This is a genomic window from Rhizobium sp. P2_G9 (assembly GCF_056403475.1).
This window is the reverse complement of the sequence record NZ_JBFUFK010000012.1, coordinates 93240-116515: the sequence shown is the minus strand read 5'-3', so window position 1 is coordinate 116515 and position 23276 is coordinate 93240. Positions and strand designations below refer to the sequence as shown.

Here is a 23276-nt window from a genome sequence, read left to right as displayed (position 1 = left end):
TTACCGGTCCGGATCCGGGATGTCGTAGATCGGCCGTACCTCGATCGTCCCGAACCGTGCCATCGGGATGCCGCCGGCGACCTCGATCGCCTGCGCCATGTCGCGCGCTTCGATGAGGATGAAGCCTGCCAGCTGTTCCTTCGATTCGGAAAAAGGCCCATCGGTCATCGACATCCTGCCGTCCCTGACCTTGACCAGCGCAGCACTATCAGGCGGCTGCAGCGCCTGTGCCTGGATGAGAATGCCGCGGGCGCGCAAATCCTGATCATAGCTGATAGAGTCGCGATCGAGCGTCTTCTTTTCCTCTTCGGTCTGGTTGTCGAATGTGCCGGTCTCGAAGTGAACGAGGCAGAGATATTTCATCATGAACTCCCTTGGTTGACCGCCATAGTCGCATAGAAGACGCAGCTTTCGACAGGATGGAGGAAAAATTTCCCTGTCGGGTCGTGAAAACCTCGATTCTCCGTCCGGTCACTCATTGGTGACTGCGCCGCCGAACGTTGAGCAGGTAACGTTATGACGCGCACCCAGCCGCGTTGCAGAATGGAGATTTCGGTGCATATCAGTAGAAAAATTGCCGTTGCCTGCGTCCTGGCGCTCGCATCGGCGCATATCGCATCCGCTGCCGACTGGACACATTATGGCAATGCCCGTTTCGGCTATTGGGTCGATATCCCGCCCGGTTTCTCGCAGGTCGCCGAAGCCGAAAACGGCGATGGCGGCACATCGACGTCCCCCGACGGCCGCGCCGAACTGAGCGTCTGGGGCGGGTATATGATGAAGGACAGTTTTGCCGAAGAGGTTGCCTGGACCATCGACATGGACAAACAGGAGGGCTGGACGATTTCCTATGACAAACGCGCCGCAAAGGCGGCGAGCTGGTCGGGAACCAAGGGTGACAAGGTGTTCTATGAGCGCACCGTCGTCGGCTGTGATGGCGCAGCGGCCTATTTCAGGCTCGAATATGATCTGAGCGCGATCAAGGCCTATGACAAGATTGTCGGCAGACTGGTCAAGTCGTTGAATGGTTGCGGTCGATAGGCTGCTTCAGAAACGATCGAGGGGCGGTCTTGCCGCCCCTCGAAACATCTGCGCTCTGATCGCAATCGGTGCTCAGACCGAATAGTACATGTCGAATTCGACCGGATGCGGCGTCATTTCAAAGCGCATGACTTCCTGCATCTTGATCTCGATATAGGCATCGATCTGGTCGTCATCGAAGACACCGCCGGCAGTCAGGAACTTGCGGTCCTTGTCGAGGCTGTCGAGCGCTTCGCGCAGCGAGCCGCAGACGGTCGGGATCTTGCGCAGTTCCTTCGGCGGCAGGTCGTAGAGGTCCTTGTCCATCGCCTTGCCGGGATGGATCTTGTTTTTGATGCCGTCGAGGCCGGCCATCAGCATGGCAGCGAAGCCGAGATAGGGGTTCTGCGCCGGGTCGGGGAAGCGGACTTCGACGCGCTTGGCCTTCGGGCTGGAGCCGAAGGGGATACGGCATGAGGCCGAGCGGTTACGGGCCGAATAGGCGAGCAGGACCGGCGCTTCATAGCCCGGCACCAGGCGCTTGTAGGAATTGGTCGTCGGGTTGGTGAAGGCGTTGATCGCCTTGGCGTGGCGAATGATGCCGCCGATATAAAACAGGCAGGTTTCCGACAGGCCGGCATATTCGTCGCCGGCGAAAGTCGGCTTGCCGTCCTTCCAGATTGACTGATGCACGTGCATGCCGGAGCCGTTGTCGCCGAAGATCGGCTTCGGCATGAAGGTCGCCGTCTTGCCATAGGCATTCGAGACCTGATGCACGACATACTTATAGATCTGCATCTTGTCGGCGTTGCGCACCAGCGAGTCGAACTTGACGCCAAGCTCGTGCTGGGCGGCGGCAACTTCATGGTGATGCTTTTCGACCACGACGCCCATTTCGGTGAGCACGGTCAGCATTTCCGAGCGCATGTCCTGCAGGCTGTCGACCGGCGGGACCGGGAAATAGCCGCCCTTGATGCGCGGACGGTGGCCGAGATTGCCGGACTCGTAATCCATGTCGTCGTTGGACGGCAGTTCGGAGGAGTCGAGCTTGAAACCGGTATTGTAGGGATCAGCCTTGTACTTGACGTCGTCGAATACGAAGAATTCCGGCTCGGGGCCGACGAAAACCTGGTCGCCGATGCCGGAGGCCTTGAGATAGGCCTCGGCCTTCTTGGCGGTGCCGCGCGGGTCGCGGTTATAGGCCTCGCCCGAGATGGGGTCGAGAATGTCGCACATGATGACCATGGTCGACTGCGCAAAGAACGGGTCCATATGGACGGTGGCCGGATCGGGCATCAGCACCATGTCGGACTCGTTGATCGCCTTCCAGCCGGCGATCGAGGAGCCGTCGAACATCACGCCGTCGGCGAACATGTCCTCGTCCACCGCGGTGATGTCCATGGTCACATGCTGCATCTTGCCCTTGGGGTCAGTGAAGCGAAGGTCGACGAATTTGACGTCGTTGTCCTTGATCTGCTTCATGATGTCTTTTGCAGTCGTCATTTCGAGTTTTCCCTTATTGATGACGATATTGATCCCGGCTCCCATCGGCCGGGCATTCCTTAGATGGCGTCGATGCCGGTCTCACCCGTGCGGATACGCACGACTTCCTCGATATTGGAAACGAAAATCTTGCCATCGCCAATGCGGCCGGTCTGTGCGGCATTGCGGATCGCATCGATCACGCGCTCGACGTTCTCGTCGGCCAGCACAACCTCGACCTTCACCTTCGGCAGGAAATCGACGACATATTCGGCGCCGCGATACAGTTCCGTATGGCCCTTCTGACGGCCAAAACCCTTCGCTTCCGTGACCGTAATACCTTGCAGGCCGACTTCCTGAAGGGCTTCCTTCACCTCGTCGAGCTTGAAAGGCTTAATGATCGCTTCGATCTTTTTCATGAGAAAATGTCTCTCCGCTTCTCCCGTTCGGCAGGTTCTTCCCGCCGGCCCTCTCGATGCACAGAACGTGCCAGATTTTCATTGCAGACAATGTTTTTGCTTGAAAATCAGCCAGACGAGGGCGATCATGCGTGAAATACGACAAAAAACCAGAGGAAAATTTGCAAAAATCGCAAAATTTTCGCTGGCGGATCAATCCCATGCCGGGACCCGCAAGGGGTCGACACATCTCAATGGCTACATGAGATCAATAATTGAGCATTTGCCTAATATTTGACTTGCACTGCGGCCACTTGGACAGGCGAGCCTTACGGACGGGCCGTTGCCACCCTCTCAGCCCCCGCCCGTCTTGCCATTATTTTGTGCAATGGAGGCACTCTTGCGCCTGATCGAACCCGAGGCTGTGGCGAAGATCGATGCTGCCACCATCGCCTCCGGAATCCCCGGCTATCAGCTGATGCGCGCCGCCGGACACGCCGTCGCGGCGACAGCGCTCAAGCAATGGCCTGGCGCAAAGCGTTTCGTCGTGCTAGCCGGGCCTGGCAACAATGGCGGCGACGGCTATGTGGCCGCCGGGCTATTGGAGGACAGCGGTGCGGAGATTGCTCTCTACCAACTGGTTTCGAGCCCGCCCGCAACGGAAGACGCACGGCGGGCGCTGCTAGACTGCAGGATCACTCCACAACCGCTGGCGATATACGATCCCACTCCGGGCGATGTCATTGTGGACGGGCTTTTCGGTGCGGGGCTGGCACGCGATCTGTCCGACGATCTCGTGTCATTGATCGATCGTCTCCGCGATGCGGCTTTGCCGGTGCTGGCGATCGATATGCCGAGCGGCATCGACGGCCGCGACGGCAGGGTTCGCGGCGGCGCGTTCCACGCCGATGTCACGGTCACGTTCATGGCGCTCAAGCCCGGCCAGTTGCTGCTGCCGGGCAGGGAACATTGCGGCCGGATCGAAATCGCCGATATCGGCGTCCCGGCCCGCTTGGTCGCTGAGCATGCAAGCGCGACCGATATCAATGGGCCGCACATCTGGGAGCAATACGCCAAGCCAAAAGACAGCGGCGGACACAAATATTCGCATGGCGCATTGGTCGTGTTTTCCGGTTCGGCAAGTCATACCGGCGCCGCCCGGCTGTCTGCCGCGTCCGGTCTGAAAGCCGGGGCGGGGCTGGTGACGCTGGCCAGCCCGACCGAAGCGATGGCCGTCAATGCCACGCATCTGACCGCCGTGATGCTGAAGGAGATCGACGACATTGCCGTCCTTAAGGACTGGCTCAGCGATTCCCGTCTCAGCGCCTTCGTGCTTGGCCCCGGTTTTGGCATCGGCGACAAGGCGAGAGACTTTGCGCTGGCACTCCGGGATCGCAAGCTGGTGCTCGATGCCGATGGCATCAGTTCATTTAGAGATTGCCCGGAGAAACTATTCGAAGCCTATTTCGCCGGCGAACCGCATCTCATACTGCCACCGCATGAAGGCGAGTTTGTCCGTCTCTTTCCCGACATTGCCAGAGACGAGGCTCTTTCGAAGGTCGACAAGGCAAAGCGCGCCGCCGAGCGCTCTCATGCCATCATCATCCTCAAGGGCGCGGACACCGTCATCGCTGCACCGGATGGTCGTGCCGCGATCAATAACAATGCACCACCCTGGCTCGCAACGGCTGGTTCCGGCGATGTTCTGGCGGGCATCTGCGGTGCGCTGCTGGCCCAAGGTTACCCGGCGTTCGAGGCGGCCTGTGCTGCCGTCTGGCATCATGGAGAAGCGGGCAACAGGGCGGGTAAGGGGCTGACGGCGGAGACCCTCGTGGATCATCTCGCCGTGTAAGGCGAGCCGTGTGAGTCTATCCAACCCATCTCCAATTGTCGGAATCTGCAGCTAAGAACGTCCGAACGCCCGCTTAAATAGCAGCACACCGAAGCGGATCGTCTTGTAATACCTGCATCTCGCGAGATAGAGGAGATCGCTCACCACGTTGGTTCGCTGTGCCGGGTCATGCAGGACCACACCACGATACGTGCCACCAGTTGCTTCTCCGAGATAGCCACGAATATCGGCCTTCCGGCTGTTGCAACTGAGCCATTCCTTAAACTCGTCCGCTGCTTCCTGCTCGTCGAAAGCGACAGTCGAATACCAGATGTCGCTCCCGCCGATTTTCCAGGCATTCCGCCTCACAAGCGCGACCTGCCATCGTTCGCCGACCATGACGAATATGTCCCGCGGTTGGAGTGAATAAAACCGAAAGACGAATGCCGCCAAGGGCCTACTCCGCCGCCACCTTCCTGATCGGCCGCCGCTCCAGAAGCTCCTTCAGGAACTGGCCGGTATAGGAGCGCTTCTCCTTGATCACCTGCTCCGGCGTGCCTTCGGCGATGATCTCGCCGCCGCCGTCACCACCCTCGGGGCCAAAGTCGATGATCCAGTCGGCGGTCTTTATGACTTCGAGATTGTGCTCGATGACCACTACGGAATTGCCCTGATTGACCAGTTCGTGCAGCATTTCCAGGAGTTTGACCACGTCGTGGAAATGCAGACCGGTGGTCGGCTCGTCGAGGATATAGAGCGTGCGGCCGGTCGATTTCTTCGACAGTTCCTTGGCGAGCTTGACGCGCTGCGCTTCACCGCCCGACAGCGTGTTGGCCTGCTGGCCGACCTTGATATAGCCGAGGCCGACTTCGCGCAGCGAGATCAGCTTGTCGCGCACCGCCGGCACGGCGGCGAAGAAATCGCAGCCTTCCTCGACCGTCATGTCGAGCACATCGGAAATCGACTTGCCCTTGAACTGCACTTCCAGCGTCTCGCGATTGTAGCGCTTGCCGTGGCAGACATCGCAGGTGACGTAGACGTCCGGCAGGAAGTGCATTTCGATCTTGATGACGCCGTCGCCCTGGCAGGCCTCGCAGCGGCCGCCCTTGACGTTGAACGAGAAACGGCCGGGCTGGTAGCCGCGTGTCTTGGCTTCCGGCAGGCCGGCAAACCAGTCGCGGATCGGCGTGAAGGCGCCAGTATAGGTGGCCGGATTGGAGCGCGGCGTGCGGCCGATCGGCGACTGGTCGATGTCGATCACCTTGTCGATATGCTCGAAACCGTCGATCCGGTCGTGATCCGCCGCATTCTCGCGCGCGCCCATGATGCGGCGTGCGGCAGCTTTGTAGAGCGTCTCGATCAGGAAGGTGGACTTGCCGCCGCCGGAAACGCCCGTCACCGCCGTGAACACGCCGAGCGGGATCGAGGCGGTGACATTCTTGAGATTGTTGGCGCGCGCGCCAAGAACCTTGATTTCCTTGCCCTTCTTCGGCTTGCGCCGTTCGTCCGGCACGGGCACGCCGAGTTCGCCGGAGAGATATTTGCCGGTCAGCGAGTCCTCATTGGCCATGATGTCGGCCGGCGTGCCTTCGGCGATAACTTGGCCGCCATGGATGCCGGCCGCAGGGCCGATATCGACGACATGGTCGGCCGTCATGATTGCGTCCTCGTCATGCTCGACGACGATCACCGTGTTGCCGATGTCGCGCAGATGCTTGAGTGTCTCGAGCAGCCGCGCATTATCACGCTGATGCAGGCCGATCGACGGCTCGTCGAGCACGTAGAGCACTCCCGTGAGGCCGGAACCGATTTGCGACGCCAGCCGGATGCGCTGGCTTTCGCCGCCGGAAAGCGTGCCGGAATTGCGCGACAGGCTGAGATATTCGAGGCCGACATCGTTCAAAAATTTCAGCCGGTCGCGGATCTCCTTGAGGATGCGGACGGCGATCTCATTCTGCTTGGCATTGAATGTCTCCGGCAACGTGTCGAACCAGGCACCGGCCACCTTGATCGACATGTTCGACACTTGGCTGATATGCAGCTTGTTGATTTTGACGGCCAAGGCCTCCGGCTTCAGACGAAAACCGTTGCAGGTCGGGCAGGGGGCGGCGCTCATGAAGCGCTCGATATCCTCGCGCGACCAGGCGGAATCGGTCTCCTTCCAACGGCGCTCAAGGTTCGGGATGATGCCTTCGAAGTTCTTGGTGGTCTGGTATGAGCGGGCGCCGTCGGCATAGTTGAAGGTGATTTCGCGTGTTCCCGTACCGTTCAATACGGCATCCTGCGCTTCCGCCGAAAGGTCGCTCCAGCGCGATGAGAGCTTGAAGCCATAGGCTTTGCCCAATGCTTCGAGCGTCTGCGCATAGTAGGGCGAGGAGGATTTTGCCCACGGTGCCACGGCGCCGTCACGCAAGGTGCGATGCGCTTCCGGCACGATGAGATCCGGATCGATCTTCTGCTGCGAGCCCAGGCCATCGCAGGCCGGGCAGGCGCCGAAGGGATTATTGAACGAGAAAAGCCGCGGCTCGATTTCCGGTATGGTGAAGCCGGAGACCGGGCAGGCAAATTTTTCCGAGAACATCACCCGTTCATGCGTCTCGTTCAGCGACTTGTTGGCCGAACCGCCTTCTGCGGTCTCTTCCGGCGGCAACGGCTTGTCGGCGAATTCAGCGATCGCCAGGCCATCGGCGAGACGCAGGCAAGTCTCGAGGCTATCGGCAAGGCGGGCAGCCATGTCCGGCCGGACGACAATGCGGTCGACCACCACGTCGATGTCATGCTTGTATTTCTTGTCGAGCGTCGGCGCTTCGGCGATCTCGTAGAACTGGCCGTCGACCTTGACCCGCTGAAAGCCCTTCTTCATCAGCTCGGCGAGTTCTTTCTTGTACTCGCCCTTACGGCCGCGGACGAGCGGCGCCAGGATATAGAGGCGGGTTCCCTCGGCGAAGGCGAGCACCCGATCGACCATCTGGCTGACCGTCTGGCTCTCGATCGGCAGGCCGGTCGCGGGCGAATAGGGCACGCCGACGCGGGCGAAAAGCAGGCGCATATAGTCGTAAATCTCGGTGACCGTGCCGACCGTCGAGCGCGGATTGCGCGACGTTGTCTTCTGCTCGATCGAGATCGCCGGCGACAGGCCGTCGATCTGGTCGACATCCGGCTTCTGCATCATTTCCAGGAATTGACGCGCATAGGCCGACAGGCTCTCGACATAGCGCCGCTGGCCCTCGGCATAGATCGTGTCGAAGGCAAGTGACGACTTGCCTGAACCGGACAGACCGGTCATAACGATCAGGCTGTTGCGCGGCAGATCGAGATCGATGTTCTTGAGATTGTGCTCGCGCGCACCGCGTATGGAAATGGTCTTGAGTTCGCTCATCGTCTCTGCTTTACGCCCTGTGATCCGTCCTTATACGCTATCGCGCACCAACCAACGTCGCTATCATGCGAAAATCCCGCTTTTCCACAATCGCGACGCCGTTGACAAACATCGCGGAAGTCTATAGAACAAAAACAGAACGAATGGAAGCCCCGAAATTCTGTGGATTGGAGATAGTGAGGGGCGCATTGGTTCAGTCAAACGGCTAAAGTCGGCGAACTCAAGGCTCCCGGCGCGTGTGGCGTCGTTATGTGGACAGGATATTGGTATGGCGGGCAGTGTAAACAAGGTCATTCTCATTGGCAATGTCGGTGCGGATCCGGAAATCCGTCGCACCCAGGACGGCCGGCCGATCGCCAATCTCCGGATTGCCACGTCCGAGCAGTGGCGCGACAAGAATTCCGGCGAACGGCGCGAAAAGACCGAATGGCATACGGTTGTGGTGTTCAACGAGGGCCTCTGCAAGGTCGTCGAGCAATATGTGAAGAAGGGCGCGAAGCTCTATATTGAAGGCGCATTGCAGACCAGAAAATGGCAGGATCAAACCGGCAACGATCGTTATTCCACGGAAATCGTGCTGCAAGGCTTCAGTTCGGTGCTGACCATGCTCGACGGCCGTGGCGAAGGCGGCGGTCGCGGGCAGGCCGGCTATGACGATTATGATGCCGGCAGTCCCGGCTATGACAACAACAGCCGGCCGAGCCAGCCGGCGCGATCGCCCTCGAACCAGAGCAGAGGTGCGCAGAGCGCGCCGTCCTTCTCGCGCGATATGGACGACGATATTCCGTTCTGATCCGAGTCTTTCGTCTTGTCGCAGGTTCTTGTCGGAAAACCGTGGGACACCTTTCCGGAACCTGCTTGGACTGACGTCCGGCACGGCCCGTCTGACTATGGGCCGGTGTAATAGGTCATGATCGCGCGATAGCCGTCGATGACGAATTGCACGGCAAGTGCCGAAAGCAGCACACCGAGGAGACGGGTCAGGATGGCGCGGCCCGTCTGGCCCAATATCCGGTCGATCTGGTCGGCGATCAGCAAGGCGATATAGATCAGCGCAAAGATCACGGCGATGACAAGGATCAGTTGCGCTCGCGGAAAAGGCGCGGGCAGATTGCCTGCCAGCAGAATGACGGCGGAGATCGAGCCGGGGCCGGAAATCAGCGGTATCGCTAGCGGGAAGACGGCGAGGTTCTGGATGTGATCGCGGGTGATCGCGATCTCAGTGCTCTTTTCCTTGCGCTCCTGGCGCTTCTCAAACACCATTTCGAAAGCGATATAGAACAACAGGAAGCCGCCGGCGATCCGGAACGCCGGCATCGAAATGCCGAGGACCGAGAGCACGCCGGCGCCGGTGAGCGCGAAGAAAACCAGGATGCCGAAGGCGACCAGGGTGCCGCGCAGCGCCGTCTGCCGGCGTTGGGCGGAGTTCATCCCGGCCGTCAGCGCCAGGAAGACCGGCGCCAGGCCTGGCGGATCGGTGGTCACCAGAAGCGTGGTAAATGCGTTGAGCAGCGTCGCGGTGGTCGCCATTTTCCCCTCTTTTTGACCTCTATTGTTACCGGGCCGGGCGCTATCCGGCAAGGGGCGTAAAAAGGCCGCAAATGCTTGGCTTAAACGGCAAAAGCCTGTTCATAAGACTGCCTCGAAATTAGCCTTCCGGCAGGCTTTCCGCTATAAAGGCGGCACCGATTCACAGATGCAGAGAATGTGACCGTTTTGTCCGAAATTACCCCACCCGGCGGCAAGGGCCCAAGCGGCATCGAACCGATCTCCATCGTCGAAGAAATGCAGCGCTCCTATCTCGATTACGCCATGAGCGTGATCGTGTCGCGCGCGCTGCCGGATGTGCGCGATGGGCTGAAGCCCGTGCATCGCCGCATCCTCTACGGCATGAACGAACTCGGGATTGACTGGAACAAGAAATACGTCAAATGCGCCCGCGTCACCGGCGATGTCATGGGTAAATACCACCCGCACGGCAACCTGGCGATCTATGACGCGCTGGCGCGCATGGCGCAGGATTGGTCGCTGCGCGTGCCGCTGATCGACGGCCAGGGCAATTTCGGTTCGATCGACGGCGACAAGCCCGCGGCCGAACGCTACACCGAGTGCCGGCTTGCCAAGCCGGCGCATTCGCTGCTCGACGACCTCGACAAGGAAACGGTGGATTTCCGCGACAACTATGACGGCTCGCTAAATGAGCCGGTCGTGGTGCCGGCGAAATTCCCCAACCTGCTGGTCAACGGCGCCGGCGGCATCGCCGTCGGCATGGCGACGAATATCCCGCCGCACAATCTCGGCGAAGTGATCAATGCCTGCATCGCGCTGATCGACAATCCCGAACTGGAATTGCCGCAAATCATGGAGATCATGCCGGGACCGGATTTTCCCACTGGCGCGCTGATCCTCGGCCGCTCCGGCATCCGCCAGGCCTATGAGACCGGTCGCGGCTCGGTGATCATGCGCGGCAAGGCGCGCATCGAACCGATGCGCAACGACCGCGAACAGATCATCATCACCGAGGTGCCGTACCAGGTCAACAAAGCGACGATGATCGAGAAAATGGCCGAACTCGTGCGCGAAAAGCGCATCGAGGGCATTTCCGATCTGCGTGACGAATCCGACCGCGATGGCTATCGCGTCGTCATCGAGCTGAAGAAGGACGCCAATGCCGATGTGATCCTCAACCAGCTCTACCGTTTTTCACCGCTGCAGACCTCGTTCGGCTGCAACATGGTGGCGCTCAATGGCGGCAAGCCGGAGCAGCTGAGCCTGCTCGACATGCTGCGCGCCTTCATTTCCTTCCGCGAGGAAGTGGTTAGCCGGCGCACAAAATTCCTGCTGCGCAAGGTGCGAGATCGCGCCCATGTCCTGGTGGGTCTCGCCATCGCCGTCGCCAATATCGACGAAGTGATCAACCTGATCCGCCGCGCGCCCGATCCGCAGACGGCGCGCGAACAGTTGATGGAGCGGCGCTGGCCGGCGCATGACGTCGATGCGCTGATCCGGCTGATCGACGATCCGCGCCACAAGATCAACGACGACAATACCTACAATCTCTCCGAGGAACAGGCGCGTGCCATCCTCGACCTGCGCCTGCAGCGCCTGACGGCTCTCGGCCGCGACGAAATCGGCGACGAACTCAACAAGATCGGCGCCGAGATCAAGGACTATCTCGACATCCTGAGCTCGCGTCTCAGGATCATGACCATCGTCAAGGACGAGATGGCCGCGATCCGCGACGAGTTCGGCACGCCGCGCCGCACCGAGATCATGGATGGCGGCCTGGAAATGGAAGACGAGGACCTTATTGCCCGCGAGGACATGGTGGTCACCGTTTCGCATGCCGGCTATGTCAAGCGCGTGCCGCTCGTTACCTATCGGGCGCAGCGGCGTGGTGGCAAAGGCCGTTCTGGGATGACGACGCGCGACGAGGATTTCGTCAATCGCCTGTTCGTCGCCAACACGCATACGCCGGTTCTGTTCTTCTCCTCGCGCGGCATCGTCTACAAGGAAAAGGTCTGGCGCCTGCCGGTCGGCACGCCGCAATCGCGCGGCAAGGCGCTGATCAACATGCTGCCGCTCGAACCCGGCGAGCGCATCACCACGATCATGCCGCTGCCGGAGGACGAGGACAGCTGGGCCAATCTCGACGTGATGTTCTCGACCACGCGCGGCACCGTGCGGCGCAACAAGCTCTCCGACTTCATCCAAGTCAACCGTAACGGCAAGATCGCGATGAAACTGGAGGAGGAGGGCGACGAAATCCTCTCCGTCGAGACCTGCACCGATCAGGATGACGTGCTGCTGACGACGGCGCTCGGCCAGGCGATCCGCTTCTCGGTCGACGAGGTGCGTGTCTTCGCTGGCCGCAATTCGATCGGTGTGCGCGGCATTTCGCTCGCCGAGAGCGACCGGCTGATCTCGATGACGATCCTCGGCCATGTCGACGCGGACGCACCTGAGCGCGCGGCCTATCTCAAACGCTCCGCCGCCGAGCGCCGCGCCATGGGCGTCGACGAGGAGGATATCCAGCTTGTCGGCGAGGAGGTCGCGGAAGAGGGCGATGTCAGCGACGAACGCTACCAGTTCCTCAGAGAGCGTGAGCAGTTCGTGCTCACGGTCTCGGAAAAGGGTTTCGGCAAGCGCTCCTCGTCCTATGACTTCCGCATTTCCGGCCGCGGCGGCAAGGGCATCCGCGCCACCGACACGTCCAAGACGGCAGAGATCGGCGAGCTCGTTGCTGCCTTCCCCGTCGAAGAAGCCAACCAGATCATGCTTGTGTCGGATGGTGGCCAGCTGATCCGCGTGCCGGTGAATGGTATCCGCATCGCCAGCCGCGCGACCAAGGGCGTGACCATCTTCTCCACCGCTGCGGACGAGAAGGTGGTGTCGGTCGAGCGGATCAGCGAGCCCGAAGACGAGGAGGGCGTGGCTGAGGGCGGTGAAATGTCGGAAGAGACGACCGCCAGCGATGGCGCTCCCCAGACCGAATAAACATAGCCGCCCGCCTCACCCTGCGGCGGGCGTCGCTTTTTCCGGATCGTGGAGAGATTTCACGATCCGTGATTTGTGATCTCCACGCCGAACTCAATGCGATGCTGGAGCCAATTCTGCTACAAAAGCAGCCAACGGAAACCTGTCGGGGACAGTCAGTTCCGTAGCGGGGACGCTGAGCGTCAGAGCGTAGATCGGAGCTTGCGTAATGTGTTCCAAGCCCAGGATGGCCTTCGCCCGGGCATGATCGATGGCTGCGGTCGGACAGGCTGTCAGGCCGTAGCCCGTCGCGGTCAGCATGATGTTCTGGCCGATATGTCCTGCTTCGATCAACACAACGCGATAAGCGTTCGGATCTTCATATTTCCACATCGTCCGTTCAAGCATGGCGCAGAGCAGAATGAGACACGGTTTGTCATCACCCCATTCCTGGCCGCCGATGAGGGCGGTGATTACGTCGGCGTCGAACTCAGCCACGCGCTCAAGCGAGTGCTGCAGAGCGGAATAGTGATAGACGCCAGCAGGGAGGCCCCTCACATCCCTGGCAAAGACGTAGGCTTCGAAAGGATTGCGGGCGCCGCCCGAGGGCGTCATGGATAGCGGCAGTTCCCCGACGCAATTCATTCTCGATCCGGTGATCCCCAAGCCGGAAAACAGACAATCGGAAAGCTGCTCCAGGGTAATCGGATCCGGCCGGGCCTGCCGCACCGTGCGGCGCTTGGCCATCAGGCTGATCAGCGGCTTGTTCGAAAGTGGATCGGGCAGAGGCAGAGCATGCGCGCCGTTCATCTGGAACAGATTGATCAGCCCAACGGAATTCGCCTTCTGTCTTTGCAGGGCTTCCGCCTGATCGACGGTGATGAACGCATTGTCCTGCACGCTGAAATGCATGAGGGCGGTGGGCAGCCCCCAGTCCCAGGCCCCGGCAAAGGCATCTTCATTCCGAGCCGGAACGGATCCCTCCTCGATCACGGCGTTGACCGCGACGAGGTTTGCGATCGTTTCGGCAAGCTCGCCCTCCTCGAAGTCGGGCAGCAAGGCCCCGATCTCGCTGAGGTCCAGCCACGACTGCATATCCGTCAGGAAGGCCAGAAGATCGCGGCTGCATTGGAAAACCGATTTCGTCAGAAAATTGTAGGCATTGATCACCCCGTCGCCGGGTATGAAAACCAGTGTCGCAGAGCACTTGAACCGCATCGCTAAGGCCTCTCTTAATCCTGCCGCACGGGACCGTGCGGCAGGATTTCAGGTCATTCCGGCCGGAACTGCATGCCGGGACGCACGAAAATCTTCGTGGCGGCCGGCGCAGCGGTGACGGTCAGGTTCGGCTTCTGCTTTGCAGTTTTGGTCATGTCTCTCTCCTCTTTTTGGAAGCGCATCGGTTTCGCCCCCAGGCAGATTCGATAAAACACGTCCAGCGGATAGTAAAGTAAAAATGCAGAAGCATATTACGCTATTGTAGCGTATTTATTGATTTTTATTGGCGTATATTACGCGCTCGAACTTAATAGACGCGGTTTCGAAAAATGCTTGCAAAATAATAACTGTGGAATAAGATAGTTATATTGTGCTAACAAGGCGTTAAGTGAGGCAGTCATGGGCGCAACAACAGACAAATACAACAAAATAAACGGCCTTCTTACGCCGCCCTCGAAGAGGCAGCGTGCAGTATACATTCGAGAAGAACTGGTAGGTCTCGCAAGATTAGCGCGTGAGAGCGAACTCGGTATGCTTGAATACCTTATCGCCATGGCTGTCGAGGAAGCCCATGCAGATGCAAAAGCTTCAAAGTGAAAGATCGTTGAGCACGGTCTTCATGATTTCCTGCTTCTGCTGCGCCAGGATCATTCGCGTAATCTCATCGACAACCGCGTCATCCTTATGATAGCGGCGCGACTGGCGTAGCGCCTGACGGAAGGTGACTTCCGGAGGAGCCGGGCGCATGCAGACGGCGGCAAAGGATATGCCTGCCGGCGTCAGGATTGTTGCATGCCCGCCGAGAACCGGTTTTGACAGCGGAATCCAGCGAAGCCGGATCATAGACGGCTCCTGATTGCCGCGCTGGTTGACGCCGACAAGATGCAGCCAGCTCAGGCGCTCGACCACAATGCCTTTATGGTCGCCAACCTTGTGCCACCAGATCCGGTCCTTCGGCTCGGCAGTCCCCGTAATCCGCCTGAAGGTCACAACGTCATTCTTGCGCTCCAGGAAGACCGGCGCACAGACGATGTAATCCGGCTGTGTCGGAACGGATATCCAAAGGAAATAGGTGCCTGGTTTGATGGACGCCGCCGGCTCGCCCCAAAGCGGCCGGATGACGTCGATGGAGGCCTTCTCCAGCGAGCCTTCGGTATTCCTGACTTCGCGAAGCAACAGTTCCGTGTCGTCAGAAAACAATTGCGTGTCGGAAATTTCAAAATAGTCGCATATTCTCCGGATCGTTCTGCTTTCGGGCATGGTGCTGCCCGTCAGGTATTTATCGAACTGCGTCCGGTTCAGATCCATATCCCGACATACTGCGTTGACGCTTCCGCGCAAGCTGCAAAGTGCCCTTAGATTCCTGGCCAAATTCGATTGCAGAGACATTCTTCTTTCTCACCCCATCGCCTCATCTTTAGCGTGAACATCGGCCCAGGACAAATATTGTCACGCTGCAATCCGCTCAATCAGCCCGATCGCCATTGCCGTTGCCTGTTTTTCATTCTAGGTTGCAGCCGAGAGGACACGCTAGACGGGACAGGATCCTCATGAAAAAAGAGGAAGCGACGATTGAACGGCTGAAATTTATGCTGACGGAGCTTATCAACTTGCGAAATCTTGCGATGGAAGATTATCGCTATGAGCTCTATGAACTGATCGATGCGGCAATTCTTGAGGTCGGGCGGGAAATCGACAAAGTGCTGGTATCGGTTCATTAGGTTGCGTTTTACCGAGGATCAATGCCAAGCCAGCTCATGACAATCAGGACCGCCGCTGCTGAACGGCAAGACTGGCTTTGCTACTATTGCGGCCGTGCCATGTGGGATGCGGATGGCGAGGACTTTCGCAAGCGACATGGCGTTACCAAGAAAATGCTGTGGCAGTTCAAATGCACTGCGGAGCATGTGATCGACCGCGCCGCCGGTGGCGGAGACACCCCCGACAATGTCGTTGCGGCCTGTCTGTTTTGTAACAACACGCGCTCGGAATGGGGTGTCGGTTCGGCCGATTTCAAGGTCATTGCAGAAAAGCTGGAGGCTGCCGGCCGATGGAGACAGGGGCACGGCATGCGAAAGATCTCGCTTCCCAAGGCTTTGGCGGCCAAATCTCAGGCTCGGACGGGCTAGAGATCGCCGGATTTCGAGGTTGATCCGGGCGTGCCTGCCGTCCCCGCCTGACAGAGCCTGCAGCTTATCCTCTGGCGGTAGCGAGCTTACCCACGCGTGTCCTTCTGCAGCTGGCGCCTGCTTTTCTCGTTACCGCTACAAAGGCGGCACATCTAAATGACCGGGAGGCAGACCTTCTCGGGCGCGCTCGGCCATCATCTGATAGGCCCGCTCGAGATGGCGCGCCATGCGATCGGGGTTGAAAAGCGGTGATGTGGCCCGATTGAGGCGGAGCCGGTCGCGGATTTCGGCAAGCCGCGCCGGGTCGCGCGCCAGTGCTACGGCGGTGCGGCAATAGTCTTCGTCGCTGTCGGTCGCCAATTCCTCGATGCCGCAGGAATTCAAAAGGCTCCAGCTGACGCGCGAATGGTAGCAGTTCCCCCTGACGGTCAGGACCGGCAATCCGCCGCGCAGCATGTCGGCCGTGGTCGAGTGGCCGTTATAGGGCAGGGTGTCGAGCGCGAGATCAGCGTGCTGCAGGCGCTCGATATGGTCGGCGAATCGTGGCGTCTTGCCGTTGAAGTAGATGCGCTGCGGATCGATCCCCAGCCGCGCGAATTCCGCCAGCAGGTTTTCCGCCGCAAGCGCCTCGCCGCAGGCGAGCCATAGCACTGAGTCGGGCGTTTCGCCGAGGATGCGCGCCCAAAGGTCGATCGTGCGCGGGGTGATTTTCTGTTGGCCGCTGAAAGAGGCGAAAACGAAGCGAGTTTCGGGGAGACCCCAGTCACGGCGCGAGGATCGGCTGGCATTTTCTCGGAGCACATCGTTCGGCATTTGCACTTCGGGCAGCCGGCAGAGCTTTTCGCCATAGAAGGGTTTTGAAGACTCCGGCGTGACGACAGGGTCCGTGATGACATAATCCATGCCTGCGCCAAATACGGAGCCCGGATAGCCGAGATAGGTTGCGGTCAGCGGTGCATCGGTGCGCTGCATGATCGGCAGCCGGTCGCCTTTCGTGTGGCCCTTGAGGTCCACCAGGATGTCGATTTCCGCGGCGGAGATCGCCTCCGCGGCCTGCTGGTCCGTCACGTCGGCGATCGGCACAATGGCGGCGCGCAACTTTTCCGGCCATTTCTGCTGGAACTGGCGAACCTCCGGGCGGCTGTAGCAGAACAGCCGGATATCAACTTTGCCGGGATCGTGACGCTCCAGCACCGGACGGAAAACGGCCATGACGACTTCATGGCCGAAATCATTGGAAATATAGCCGATCCGAAGCGCGCGCGACGCATCGCCGATCTTTCGTCGTGGACGCGGATAAATGTCTTTCGACGCCAAGCGCCTTGGATTGGCGGTCGGCGCCATCTGCGCCTGTTCGTCGTCGCACCAATAGAGCCGGTCAAGCGCCGTCTCGTTGAGGAAAATCTGCTCGGCAACAGCGCTTCTCGGGCTGACCATCATAGCGTCAAAGGCGCGCTGCACCGGAAAATCGCAGGCCCCGCGGGCCAAAGAATATCGTTGGACCAGGAGAAAACCGTCGCCAGGGCAGGTTTCCAGGCCTTTGACGATCTCCAGATAGGCTCGGGCAAAATCCTTCTTTCGCTCCCGATAGAAATTGACGATGAAATAAACGTGCTCGCCATTCGCCCGGTCGAGATGATCAAGCAGCGGCTCGAGTGTTTCGATGGGCAGATTCGCATGCACCGCGCGCAAGACATTGAGCGCAAGAGCAGAATCACCGGGATTGGCGCGAATGGCAGCAGCCGCGGCGGCGGCCCGTTTCTCGATATGCGCGGCCCTCAGGTAAAGTGTCGCCGCCGATTTCAGGGCGAAAGCGCGTTGCTCAGGAACGCGGCCGGCGATCGCGACAAAGCAATCTGCCGCGGCGACCGTGCGTCCGAGCTTCAAATTGGCATTGGCCGCATAGGCTAGGAGCCGCGGATCGACACCGTGAATATCGCTGTCCGGCAGCAGCGCTAGGACGCCTTCATAATTGCCGTTGACATAGAGATTTTGCGCCCTCTCGGCGATATCGGGCGACAAACCTTCGATGACGGTCATGGGCAATCCTCGAACGCAGCGGGCAAGCTGCCTGTAGGCCAAGAGGCCGGAGGGTATCATGGGGAAAATGGACCGAAGCTTGCATGCTCAGAAAAAAGAAAACCGGACGGGCAGGGGAGCCGTCCGGTTTAAAAAAGCGCGGGTTTAGCGGGGAGGGAGGGGAGCCCGCGCTTCGGGGAGGAGATCAGAAAGCCGCTCGGCGCGTATGCGCTTCACGCGTTGCTTGGTTTTCACGGATCGAGTTGACGATCGACGACACAGCCGTTGCGACAAACATCACGGCGATCAGTCCGGCCATCAGCGTCAGTGTCATGTACATCATCTCGAATTCCTTTCGGCTCAGTGCCGGTTCAACGTGGCCGGTTCATCGTGAAATCATGTTTGCCATGCATTTCGACCAACCGCTGTTTCCACGGGAACACTGCCATTGGTTCGGCTGTTCCTATCAACTTGACGCCATTTAACCACCGATCGACTGAAACCTTCTTGAATGCTTCGTTCATTCAACGTTCATTTGGCGCATTGGTTGCATCTGCAGTAAAAAAATGTGGTATCGATATGATCAGCAGATCAACTTCGCCCGTTCGTCCGATGATGCGCGTCGCCACGAAAACCTAAGCTTGCGATTAAGCTTTTTGCGCCATACGTCTACTGCACGAGAGTATGGGCGGAAGGTAGAGCAGGGATGAGTGGCTTTGGGCGCCGGTTGTTTCTTACGGGCGGATCGTTGGCGCTGGGCATTGGCATCGGCCGCTGGTGGCTGCCGGCGACCAGCGGCAAGGGACCAAAGTTTCCCAAGGTCGACCCCTTTGCCGCGGCGAAAGGCAGGCTGCTCGATGATGCCAGCGAGCTGGAGCCCACCGAGATAGACCGGCAGGTGATGATCAACAGCGATTTCGACGTCGCGTTCATCCACCGGGTCCGCGCGCTGGTCATCGAAGCGCGAAAGCGGAAGATCCCGCTGATCGCCAGCACTGCGCGGCATTCCATGGGCGGCCATAGCCTGCCGGAGCAGGGCATTGCGCTGACGCTATCGCAAAGTTCAGTCAAGCCCGATATTGCCAGCAAGACCTATCGCGTCGCTGCCGGCACGCGCTGGCGGACAGTGGTTTCGGAACTGGACAAGATCGGCTTTTCCCCGGCGGTGATGCAGTCGAACAACGATTTTGGTGTCGGCAGCACGTTTTCCGTCAATGCGCATGGCTGGCCGGTACCGTTTTCCAGTGCCGGCAGCACGGTGCGCTCGATCAAGATCATGATCCCTGACGGTACGATCCAGACCTGCTCGCGCACGGAAAATCCCGACATTTTCCGGCATGCCATGGGCGGTTACGGCCTGTTCGGCATCATCCTCGAGCTGGAGCTCGACATGGTGCCGAATTCGCGGCTAACGCCGACATTCGAGCCGATGCCGGGCAAGGATGTCGGTCCGTTCTTCGCCAAGGCGCTCAAGGACGATCCGACGATCCAGATGGCCTATGGGCGTCTCGACGTCTCGCTCGATCAGTTCTTCGAGCAGGGCATGCTGATCACCTATCGGCCGTCCGCCGACCAGAAGAACCTGCCGCCTGTCTCAGGCTCCGGCATTGTCAGCGAGGCGTCGCGCCTTATTTTTCGCAACCAACTCGGATCGGACTTCGCCAAGCATCTGCGCTGGTGGACCGAAACCGAACTCGGCCCGGAACTCGAGGGCGACGCGACGCGCAACAGCCTGCTCAACGAGCCGGTGATCGCGCTCGCCGGATTCGACGATAGCCGCACCGATATTCTGCACGAATATTTCGTCGCGCCGGAGCGCTTCCCCGATTTCATCAAGGCCTGCCGGGAGGTGATTCCCGCTTCGTATCAGCAGTTGCTCAACGTCACGATCCGCTACGTCAATACCGACAAGGACAGCGTGCTCGCCTATGCCACGGGCCCACGCATCTCCGCTGTCATGCTGTTTTCGCAGGAAAAAACGGAACGTGGCGAGGCCGACATGGCATGGATGACGCGCCGGCTGATCGAACGGGTGCTCGCCATCGGCGGCAGTTATTATCTGCCCTATCGGCCGCATGCCTCGCTCGACCAGATGCAGCGCGCCTATCCGAAGATGGCGGAATTCGCCGCCTTCAAGCGTCAACTCGACAAGGACATGATCTTCCGCAACAAGATCTGGGACCGGTATTTCTCGAAAGTCTGAGGAGGGACGATGAACCGACTGCGCCTGACGGCCCTTGTCTATTTCCTGATCCTCCTGTTTGCGGCATCGCTCAACTATCTTCCGTTCATTCCGGTTATCGAGGGTAAGACGTTCGGCATTTTCGCGCTCGATATCTATGACGATGGCCTGCATCTCGCTTCCGCGCTGTGGGCGGGTCTGGCTGCCTGGTTCGGCGCGCGCGCCTCGCGCTTCTTCCTGTTCTATTTCGGGCTGATCTATTTCGGCGACGGCTTTCTGGGCCTGATCACCGGATCGGGCTATCTCGATCTCGGCATCATCAACTACGGCATTGTCGACCTGCCGTTCGGCTTCAAGATCATGGCCAACCTGCCGCATCTGGCGCTCGGCAGCATCGCCTTCATCACCAGTTTCCTGTTCAAGGCGGACGCAAAATGATCCGGTTCATCTTCAGGCTGATCAAATGGCTTGTGATCCTCGTCGTGCTGGTGGTGATCGCGGCGGCCTGCCCGATTGCTTACATCGAATTCGCCTGCCGCGGCGACGTCGCGCCGAATGACTACAAGCCTGTGATCACGGACCAGAAATACCAGCGGCAGGAGGCCAACACCTATCTTACCTATCCGGAATGGCACATCGTCTATGCTTATGACGGATTGGCCGAGACGCTGAAGACCGGCGACGAATACCAGTTCGACTATGTCCACAGCGTCAACGGCTTCTGGGCCTCGACCTGCAAGCTGATGAAGGTGGCGGACGCGCATGGCGGCGCCGATCAGGCGACGCGGATGATGATCTACACGATCGGAGCAAGTTTCGACCTCGAAATGGGGCTGAAGGCAGCTTACGAAGAGACCGTCGGCCGGCTGTTTGCAATTCTGCGCGGACCGCAAAAGACGCCGCAGGACGAGGAAGCGCTGAAAATGGCGGTGGATTACTCCGCCTTCCTCCGCCAGACGCCCTGGTACAAATATGATTTCGACAAGGCCAATCAGGCACTCTGGGCCGCACCGGTGAATGATCCGGTGCGCGGCTGGGAACGACGGCTGGCGCTCGGCGGGGAATGGAAAGCGAAGACTTACTATGCAAAGGCCATCACCGCCGCGGTGGACGCGACCGGGCAGGCCGATCTGACGATCCGTTCCGTCGTCACCGGGCTCGACGATACGGCGCTCAAAGCGATCTCCAATGTGACCGTGGTTTCGGACAGCGCCGGCGGCATCGTGATCGAAACGCCGCGTTACGATATATTCACCCACGTTCTCGCGGCGATCGTTGCCAAGGGCGGCTCGTTGCGCGAGATCGCTGGCAATGACGATGTCATGGTGTCCGTGACCATTCCGGCAGACGCAAACTATGGCGGACCTGGCGAGGTGATTTCGGAGATGAACCGCGATGGTTTCCAGACAAAACGGCTACTCCTGAATTTGAAAGTGTCGGAGCTCGACAGTCTTTTCAAGGTGATGTCGATCGGAGACCCCGGCATCGAGCATGTGTTCGACTATTGAGGAGCCATGCGTGAGCCTGTTGCTCAGATTGCTGAAGACGCTGGCGGTCGCGGTGCCGATCGCAGCCGTGGCAATGGTGCTGCCAGCCGCGATCCTGCTAACGGCCGGCAAGCCCCAATCGGTGATCGTTATCTTCGCCAAGACAGCAGATCCTGACCGCCTGCCGCGCGAAATCACCATCCTGTCCTGGGACGCGCATATCGCCCGGCTGGACGGCGTTGATGCCGTCACCGCCCGGAGACTTTATGCGGAAGGAGCAGCCCTGGTGATGCCCTTTCGCAAATCCGGCTGCATGTCCTATCGCAAGGCTTGATCTCAGCCCTCGTGCCTGTCGAGGAATTCCTCGGCGCCGAGATTGCGGAAATCATCCAGCGCATCCCTGAGCCGCTGGTGATCCCAATCCCACCAGGCAAGCTTTTCGAATCGTTCGGCGGCCTTGCGGGAAAAGCGCTCGCGGATCGGCTTCGCCGCCACGCCGCCGACGATCATATAGGGTTCGACATCCCTGGAAACGACGGCGCCGGCGCCGATCACCGCACCATTGCCGACCTTGACACCCGGCAGGATGGTCGAGCCGTGGCCGATCCAGACGTCATGGCCGATCGAGACGAAATTGTCCCGCCGCCAGGCGAAGAAGGCCTTATCCGTATCGGCATCCGGCCAGTAATCGCCTGAGCGGTAGGTGAAGTGGTGCAGTGTTGCCCGAGTCATGGGGTGGTTGGTGGCGTTGATGCGGACATTGGCGGCGATATTGGCGAATTTGCCGATCTTGGCGCACCAGATCATGCCATATTCCATCACATAGGAATAATCGTCGATTGTCGTCTCGGAAATCCGGCAATGTTCGGCAATCTCGGTATAGACGCCGAGCGTGACGTCGGTCAGCTCGGCCGTCGGGTCGATCATTGGTTCGATGCCGAGCTTGGTCATGCAGCAGCCTTCCGGGCGGAGAATTCCGAGACGTCGACGATACGGTCGGCGACCTGGTTGCGAACGTCTTCGTCATGGAAGATGCCGAGCAGGGCCACGCCCTGCTTCTTCTTTTCATCGATCATCTCGACCACGACGGCGCGGTTCTGAGCGTCGAGTGATGCGGTCGGCTCATCGAGCAAGAGCACCGGATGGTCGGTGATGAAGCCGCGGGCGATATTGACGCGCTGCTGCTCGCCGCCGGAGAAGGTTGCGGGCGGCAGCTGCCAGAGCGTGTCCGGCAGATTGAGGCGCGCGAGAAGATCGGCGGCCACCTTGCGAGCATCGTCGAGTGCCACGCCGCGCGCGAGAAGCGGCTCGGCGACGATGTCGAGCGCCGGCACGCGCGGTACGGTGCGCAGGAACTGGCTGACATAGCCCAGCGTGTGGCGACGGATGTCGATAACCAGCCGCGGATCGGCCTTCGCGAGATCCTCGATGCCGTCCTTGTGGCGGATCAGGATCTCGCCCTTGTCGACACCATAATTGCCGTAGATCATTTTCAGGATCGAGCTCTTGCCGACCCCCGACGGGCCGCCGAGCACGACGCATTCGCCGGCATCGACGGTGAGCGCAACATGTGTAACCACGGGCAGACGCAGGCCGCCGCGCAGATGCATGGTGAAGGTTTTGGCCAGGTCTCTGACGATAAGCGGTGCTTGCAT

Annotated in this window: 24 protein-coding genes; 11 read left to right on the top strand and 13 right to left on the bottom strand. The window is 59.7% G+C overall.

All coding sequences use genetic code 11. The features are described 5' to 3' along the window. Positions 1-363 (bottom strand): YciI family protein, encoded by a 363-nt coding sequence (locus tag AC1DYF_RS12240; RefSeq protein ID WP_477877004.1) that lies wholly within the window; start codon positions 361-363, stop codon positions 1-3. Between the two features lie 192 nt (positions 364-555). Here AC1DYF_RS12240 and AC1DYF_RS12235 point away from each other — a divergent pair, with 192 nt between their 5' ends. Continuing rightward, a complete protein-coding gene (locus AC1DYF_RS12235; RefSeq protein WP_477877003.1) occupies positions 556-1041 on the top strand; it encodes a hypothetical protein in 486 nt (161 codons plus the stop codon). Positions 1042-1113: 72 nt separating this feature from the next. Here the strand turns inward: AC1DYF_RS12235 and glnA are convergent, their stop codons facing one another. Both glnA and AC1DYF_RS12225 read right to left on the bottom strand, forming a co-directional pair. Continuing rightward, positions 1114-2523, bottom strand: coding sequence for a type I glutamate--ammonia ligase (glnA, locus tag AC1DYF_RS12230; RefSeq protein WP_477877002.1), 1410 nt, complete (start codon positions 2521-2523; stop codon positions 1114-1116). 59 nt (positions 2524-2582) lie between these two features. Next, on the bottom strand, positions 2583-2921 hold the full coding sequence (locus AC1DYF_RS12225) for a P-II family nitrogen regulator (protein WP_477877001.1): 339 nt from the start codon (positions 2919-2921) through the stop codon (positions 2583-2585). A 379-nt stretch (positions 2922-3300) separates the two neighbouring features. Here AC1DYF_RS12225 and AC1DYF_RS12220 point away from each other — a divergent pair, with 379 nt between their 5' ends. Next, positions 3301-4752 carry an NAD(P)H-hydrate dehydratase gene (locus tag AC1DYF_RS12220; protein ID WP_477877000.1) on the top strand — a complete coding sequence of 484 codons (1452 nt, stop codon included), beginning with the start codon at positions 3301-3303 and terminating at the stop codon, positions 4750-4752. 51 nt (positions 4753-4803) lie between these two features. On the opposite strand, the gene AC1DYF_RS12215 is transcribed toward AC1DYF_RS12220, so the two are convergent. Further along, positions 4804-5184, bottom strand: coding sequence for a hypothetical protein (locus AC1DYF_RS12215; RefSeq protein ID WP_477876999.1), 381 nt, complete (start codon positions 5182-5184; stop codon positions 4804-4806). A 4-nt stretch (positions 5185-5188) separates the two neighbouring features. Further along, a complete protein-coding gene (gene uvrA, locus AC1DYF_RS12210; RefSeq protein ID WP_477876998.1) occupies positions 5189-8110 on the bottom strand; it encodes an excinuclease ABC subunit UvrA in 2922 nt (973 codons plus the stop codon). 268 nt (positions 8111-8378) lie between these two features. On the opposite strand from uvrA, the gene AC1DYF_RS12205 reads away from it, so the two are divergent. Next, positions 8379-8903 carry a single-stranded DNA-binding protein gene (locus AC1DYF_RS12205; RefSeq protein WP_477876997.1) on the top strand — a complete coding sequence of 175 codons (525 nt, stop codon included), beginning with the start codon at positions 8379-8381 and terminating at the stop codon, positions 8901-8903. Between the two features lie 95 nt (positions 8904-8998). On the opposite strand, the gene AC1DYF_RS12200 is transcribed toward AC1DYF_RS12205, so the two are convergent. Further along, positions 8999-9640, bottom strand: coding sequence for a MarC family protein (locus tag AC1DYF_RS12200; RefSeq protein WP_477876996.1), 642 nt, complete (start codon positions 9638-9640; stop codon positions 8999-9001). 186 nt (positions 9641-9826) lie between these two features. Between AC1DYF_RS12200 and gyrA the strand changes: the two genes are divergently transcribed. Further along, positions 9827-12607, top strand: coding sequence for a DNA gyrase subunit A (gene gyrA, locus AC1DYF_RS12195; RefSeq protein WP_477877054.1), 2781 nt, complete (start codon positions 9827-9829; stop codon positions 12605-12607). 93 nt (positions 12608-12700) lie between these two features. Here the strand turns inward: gyrA and AC1DYF_RS12190 are convergent, their stop codons facing one another. Beyond that, positions 12701-13756 carry a SagB/ThcOx family dehydrogenase gene (locus AC1DYF_RS12190; protein WP_477876995.1) on the bottom strand — a complete coding sequence of 352 codons (1056 nt, stop codon included), beginning with the start codon at positions 13754-13756 and terminating at the stop codon, positions 12701-12703. Positions 13757-14203: 447 nt separating this feature from the next. Here AC1DYF_RS12190 and AC1DYF_RS12185 point away from each other — a divergent pair, with 447 nt between their 5' ends. Next, a complete protein-coding gene (locus AC1DYF_RS12185; protein WP_477876994.1) occupies positions 14204-14401 on the top strand; it encodes a hypothetical protein in 198 nt (65 codons plus the stop codon). Here the strand turns inward: AC1DYF_RS12185 and AC1DYF_RS12180 are convergent. Next, a complete protein-coding gene (locus AC1DYF_RS12180; RefSeq protein WP_477876993.1) occupies positions 14393-15064 on the bottom strand; it encodes a hypothetical protein in 672 nt (223 codons plus the stop codon). The two genes, AC1DYF_RS12185 and AC1DYF_RS12180, sit on opposite strands and share 9 nt — an antisense overlap. A gap of 290 nt (positions 15065-15354) precedes the next feature. Between AC1DYF_RS12180 and AC1DYF_RS12175 the strand changes: the two genes are divergently transcribed. Continuing rightward, positions 15355-15525, top strand: coding sequence for a hypothetical protein (locus tag AC1DYF_RS12175; protein ID WP_477876992.1), 171 nt, complete (start codon positions 15355-15357; stop codon positions 15523-15525). 36 nt (positions 15526-15561) lie between these two features. Beyond that, positions 15562-15933 carry an HNH endonuclease gene (locus AC1DYF_RS12170; protein WP_477876991.1) on the top strand — a complete coding sequence of 124 codons (372 nt, stop codon included), beginning with the start codon at positions 15562-15564 and terminating at the stop codon, positions 15931-15933. A gap of 135 nt (positions 15934-16068) precedes the next feature. Here AC1DYF_RS12170 and AC1DYF_RS12165 read toward each other — a convergent pair whose 3' ends face one another. The 3 genes from AC1DYF_RS12165 to AC1DYF_RS12155 all read right to left on the bottom strand — a co-directional run bounded on the left by AC1DYF_RS12165 (position 16069) and on the right by AC1DYF_RS12155 (position 18476). Next, on the bottom strand, positions 16069-17973 hold the full coding sequence (locus AC1DYF_RS12165; protein WP_477876990.1) for an O-linked N-acetylglucosamine transferase, SPINDLY family protein: 1905 nt from the start codon (positions 17971-17973) through the stop codon (positions 16069-16071). A gap of 184 nt (positions 17974-18157) precedes the next feature. Further along, complete coding sequence (locus AC1DYF_RS12160; RefSeq protein WP_477876989.1) at positions 18158-18295, bottom strand: hypothetical protein; 138 nt, start codon at positions 18293-18295, stop codon at positions 18158-18160. Positions 18296-18323: 28 nt separating this feature from the next. Further along, complete coding sequence (locus tag AC1DYF_RS12155) at positions 18324-18476, bottom strand: hypothetical protein (RefSeq protein ID WP_477876988.1); 153 nt, start codon at positions 18474-18476, stop codon at positions 18324-18326. A 224-nt stretch (positions 18477-18700) separates the two neighbouring features. On the opposite strand from AC1DYF_RS12155, the gene AC1DYF_RS12150 reads away from it, so the two are divergent. Genes AC1DYF_RS12150 through AC1DYF_RS12135 form a run of 4 tightly spaced genes read left to right on the top strand, consistent with a single transcriptional unit; the run spans position 18701 to position 21955 of the window. Then, positions 18701-20155: an FAD-binding oxidoreductase gene (locus AC1DYF_RS12150; RefSeq protein WP_477876987.1), complete on the top strand. Its 1455-nt coding sequence runs from the start codon at positions 18701-18703 to the stop codon at positions 20153-20155. Between the two features lie 9 nt (positions 20156-20164). Next, a complete protein-coding gene (locus AC1DYF_RS12145; protein WP_477876986.1) occupies positions 20165-20572 on the top strand; it encodes a hypothetical protein in 408 nt (135 codons plus the stop codon). Next, on the top strand, positions 20569-21642 hold the full coding sequence (locus AC1DYF_RS12140) for a hypothetical protein (RefSeq protein WP_477876985.1): 1074 nt from the start codon (positions 20569-20571) through the stop codon (positions 21640-21642). Before AC1DYF_RS12145 ends, AC1DYF_RS12140 begins: the two co-directional genes overlap by 4 nt. Positions 21643-21652: 10 nt before the next feature. Next, the gene (locus AC1DYF_RS12135; RefSeq protein ID WP_477876984.1) at positions 21653-21955 is read left to right on the top strand and encodes a hypothetical protein; all 303 of its coding nucleotides are present in this window, start codon (positions 21653-21655) and stop codon (positions 21953-21955) included. Between the two features lie 2 nt (positions 21956-21957). On the opposite strand, the gene AC1DYF_RS12130 is transcribed toward AC1DYF_RS12135, so the two are convergent. Both AC1DYF_RS12130 and phnL read right to left on the bottom strand, forming a co-directional pair. Then, positions 21958-22572, bottom strand: a complete 615-nt coding sequence (locus AC1DYF_RS12130) for a DapH/DapD/GlmU-related protein (protein ID WP_477876983.1) — start codon at positions 22570-22572, stop codon at positions 21958-21960. Next, a complete protein-coding gene (phnL, locus tag AC1DYF_RS12125; protein WP_477876982.1) occupies positions 22569-23276 on the bottom strand; it encodes a phosphonate C-P lyase system protein PhnL in 708 nt (235 codons plus the stop codon). The genes AC1DYF_RS12130 and phnL overlap by 4 nt, the downstream gene beginning before the upstream one ends.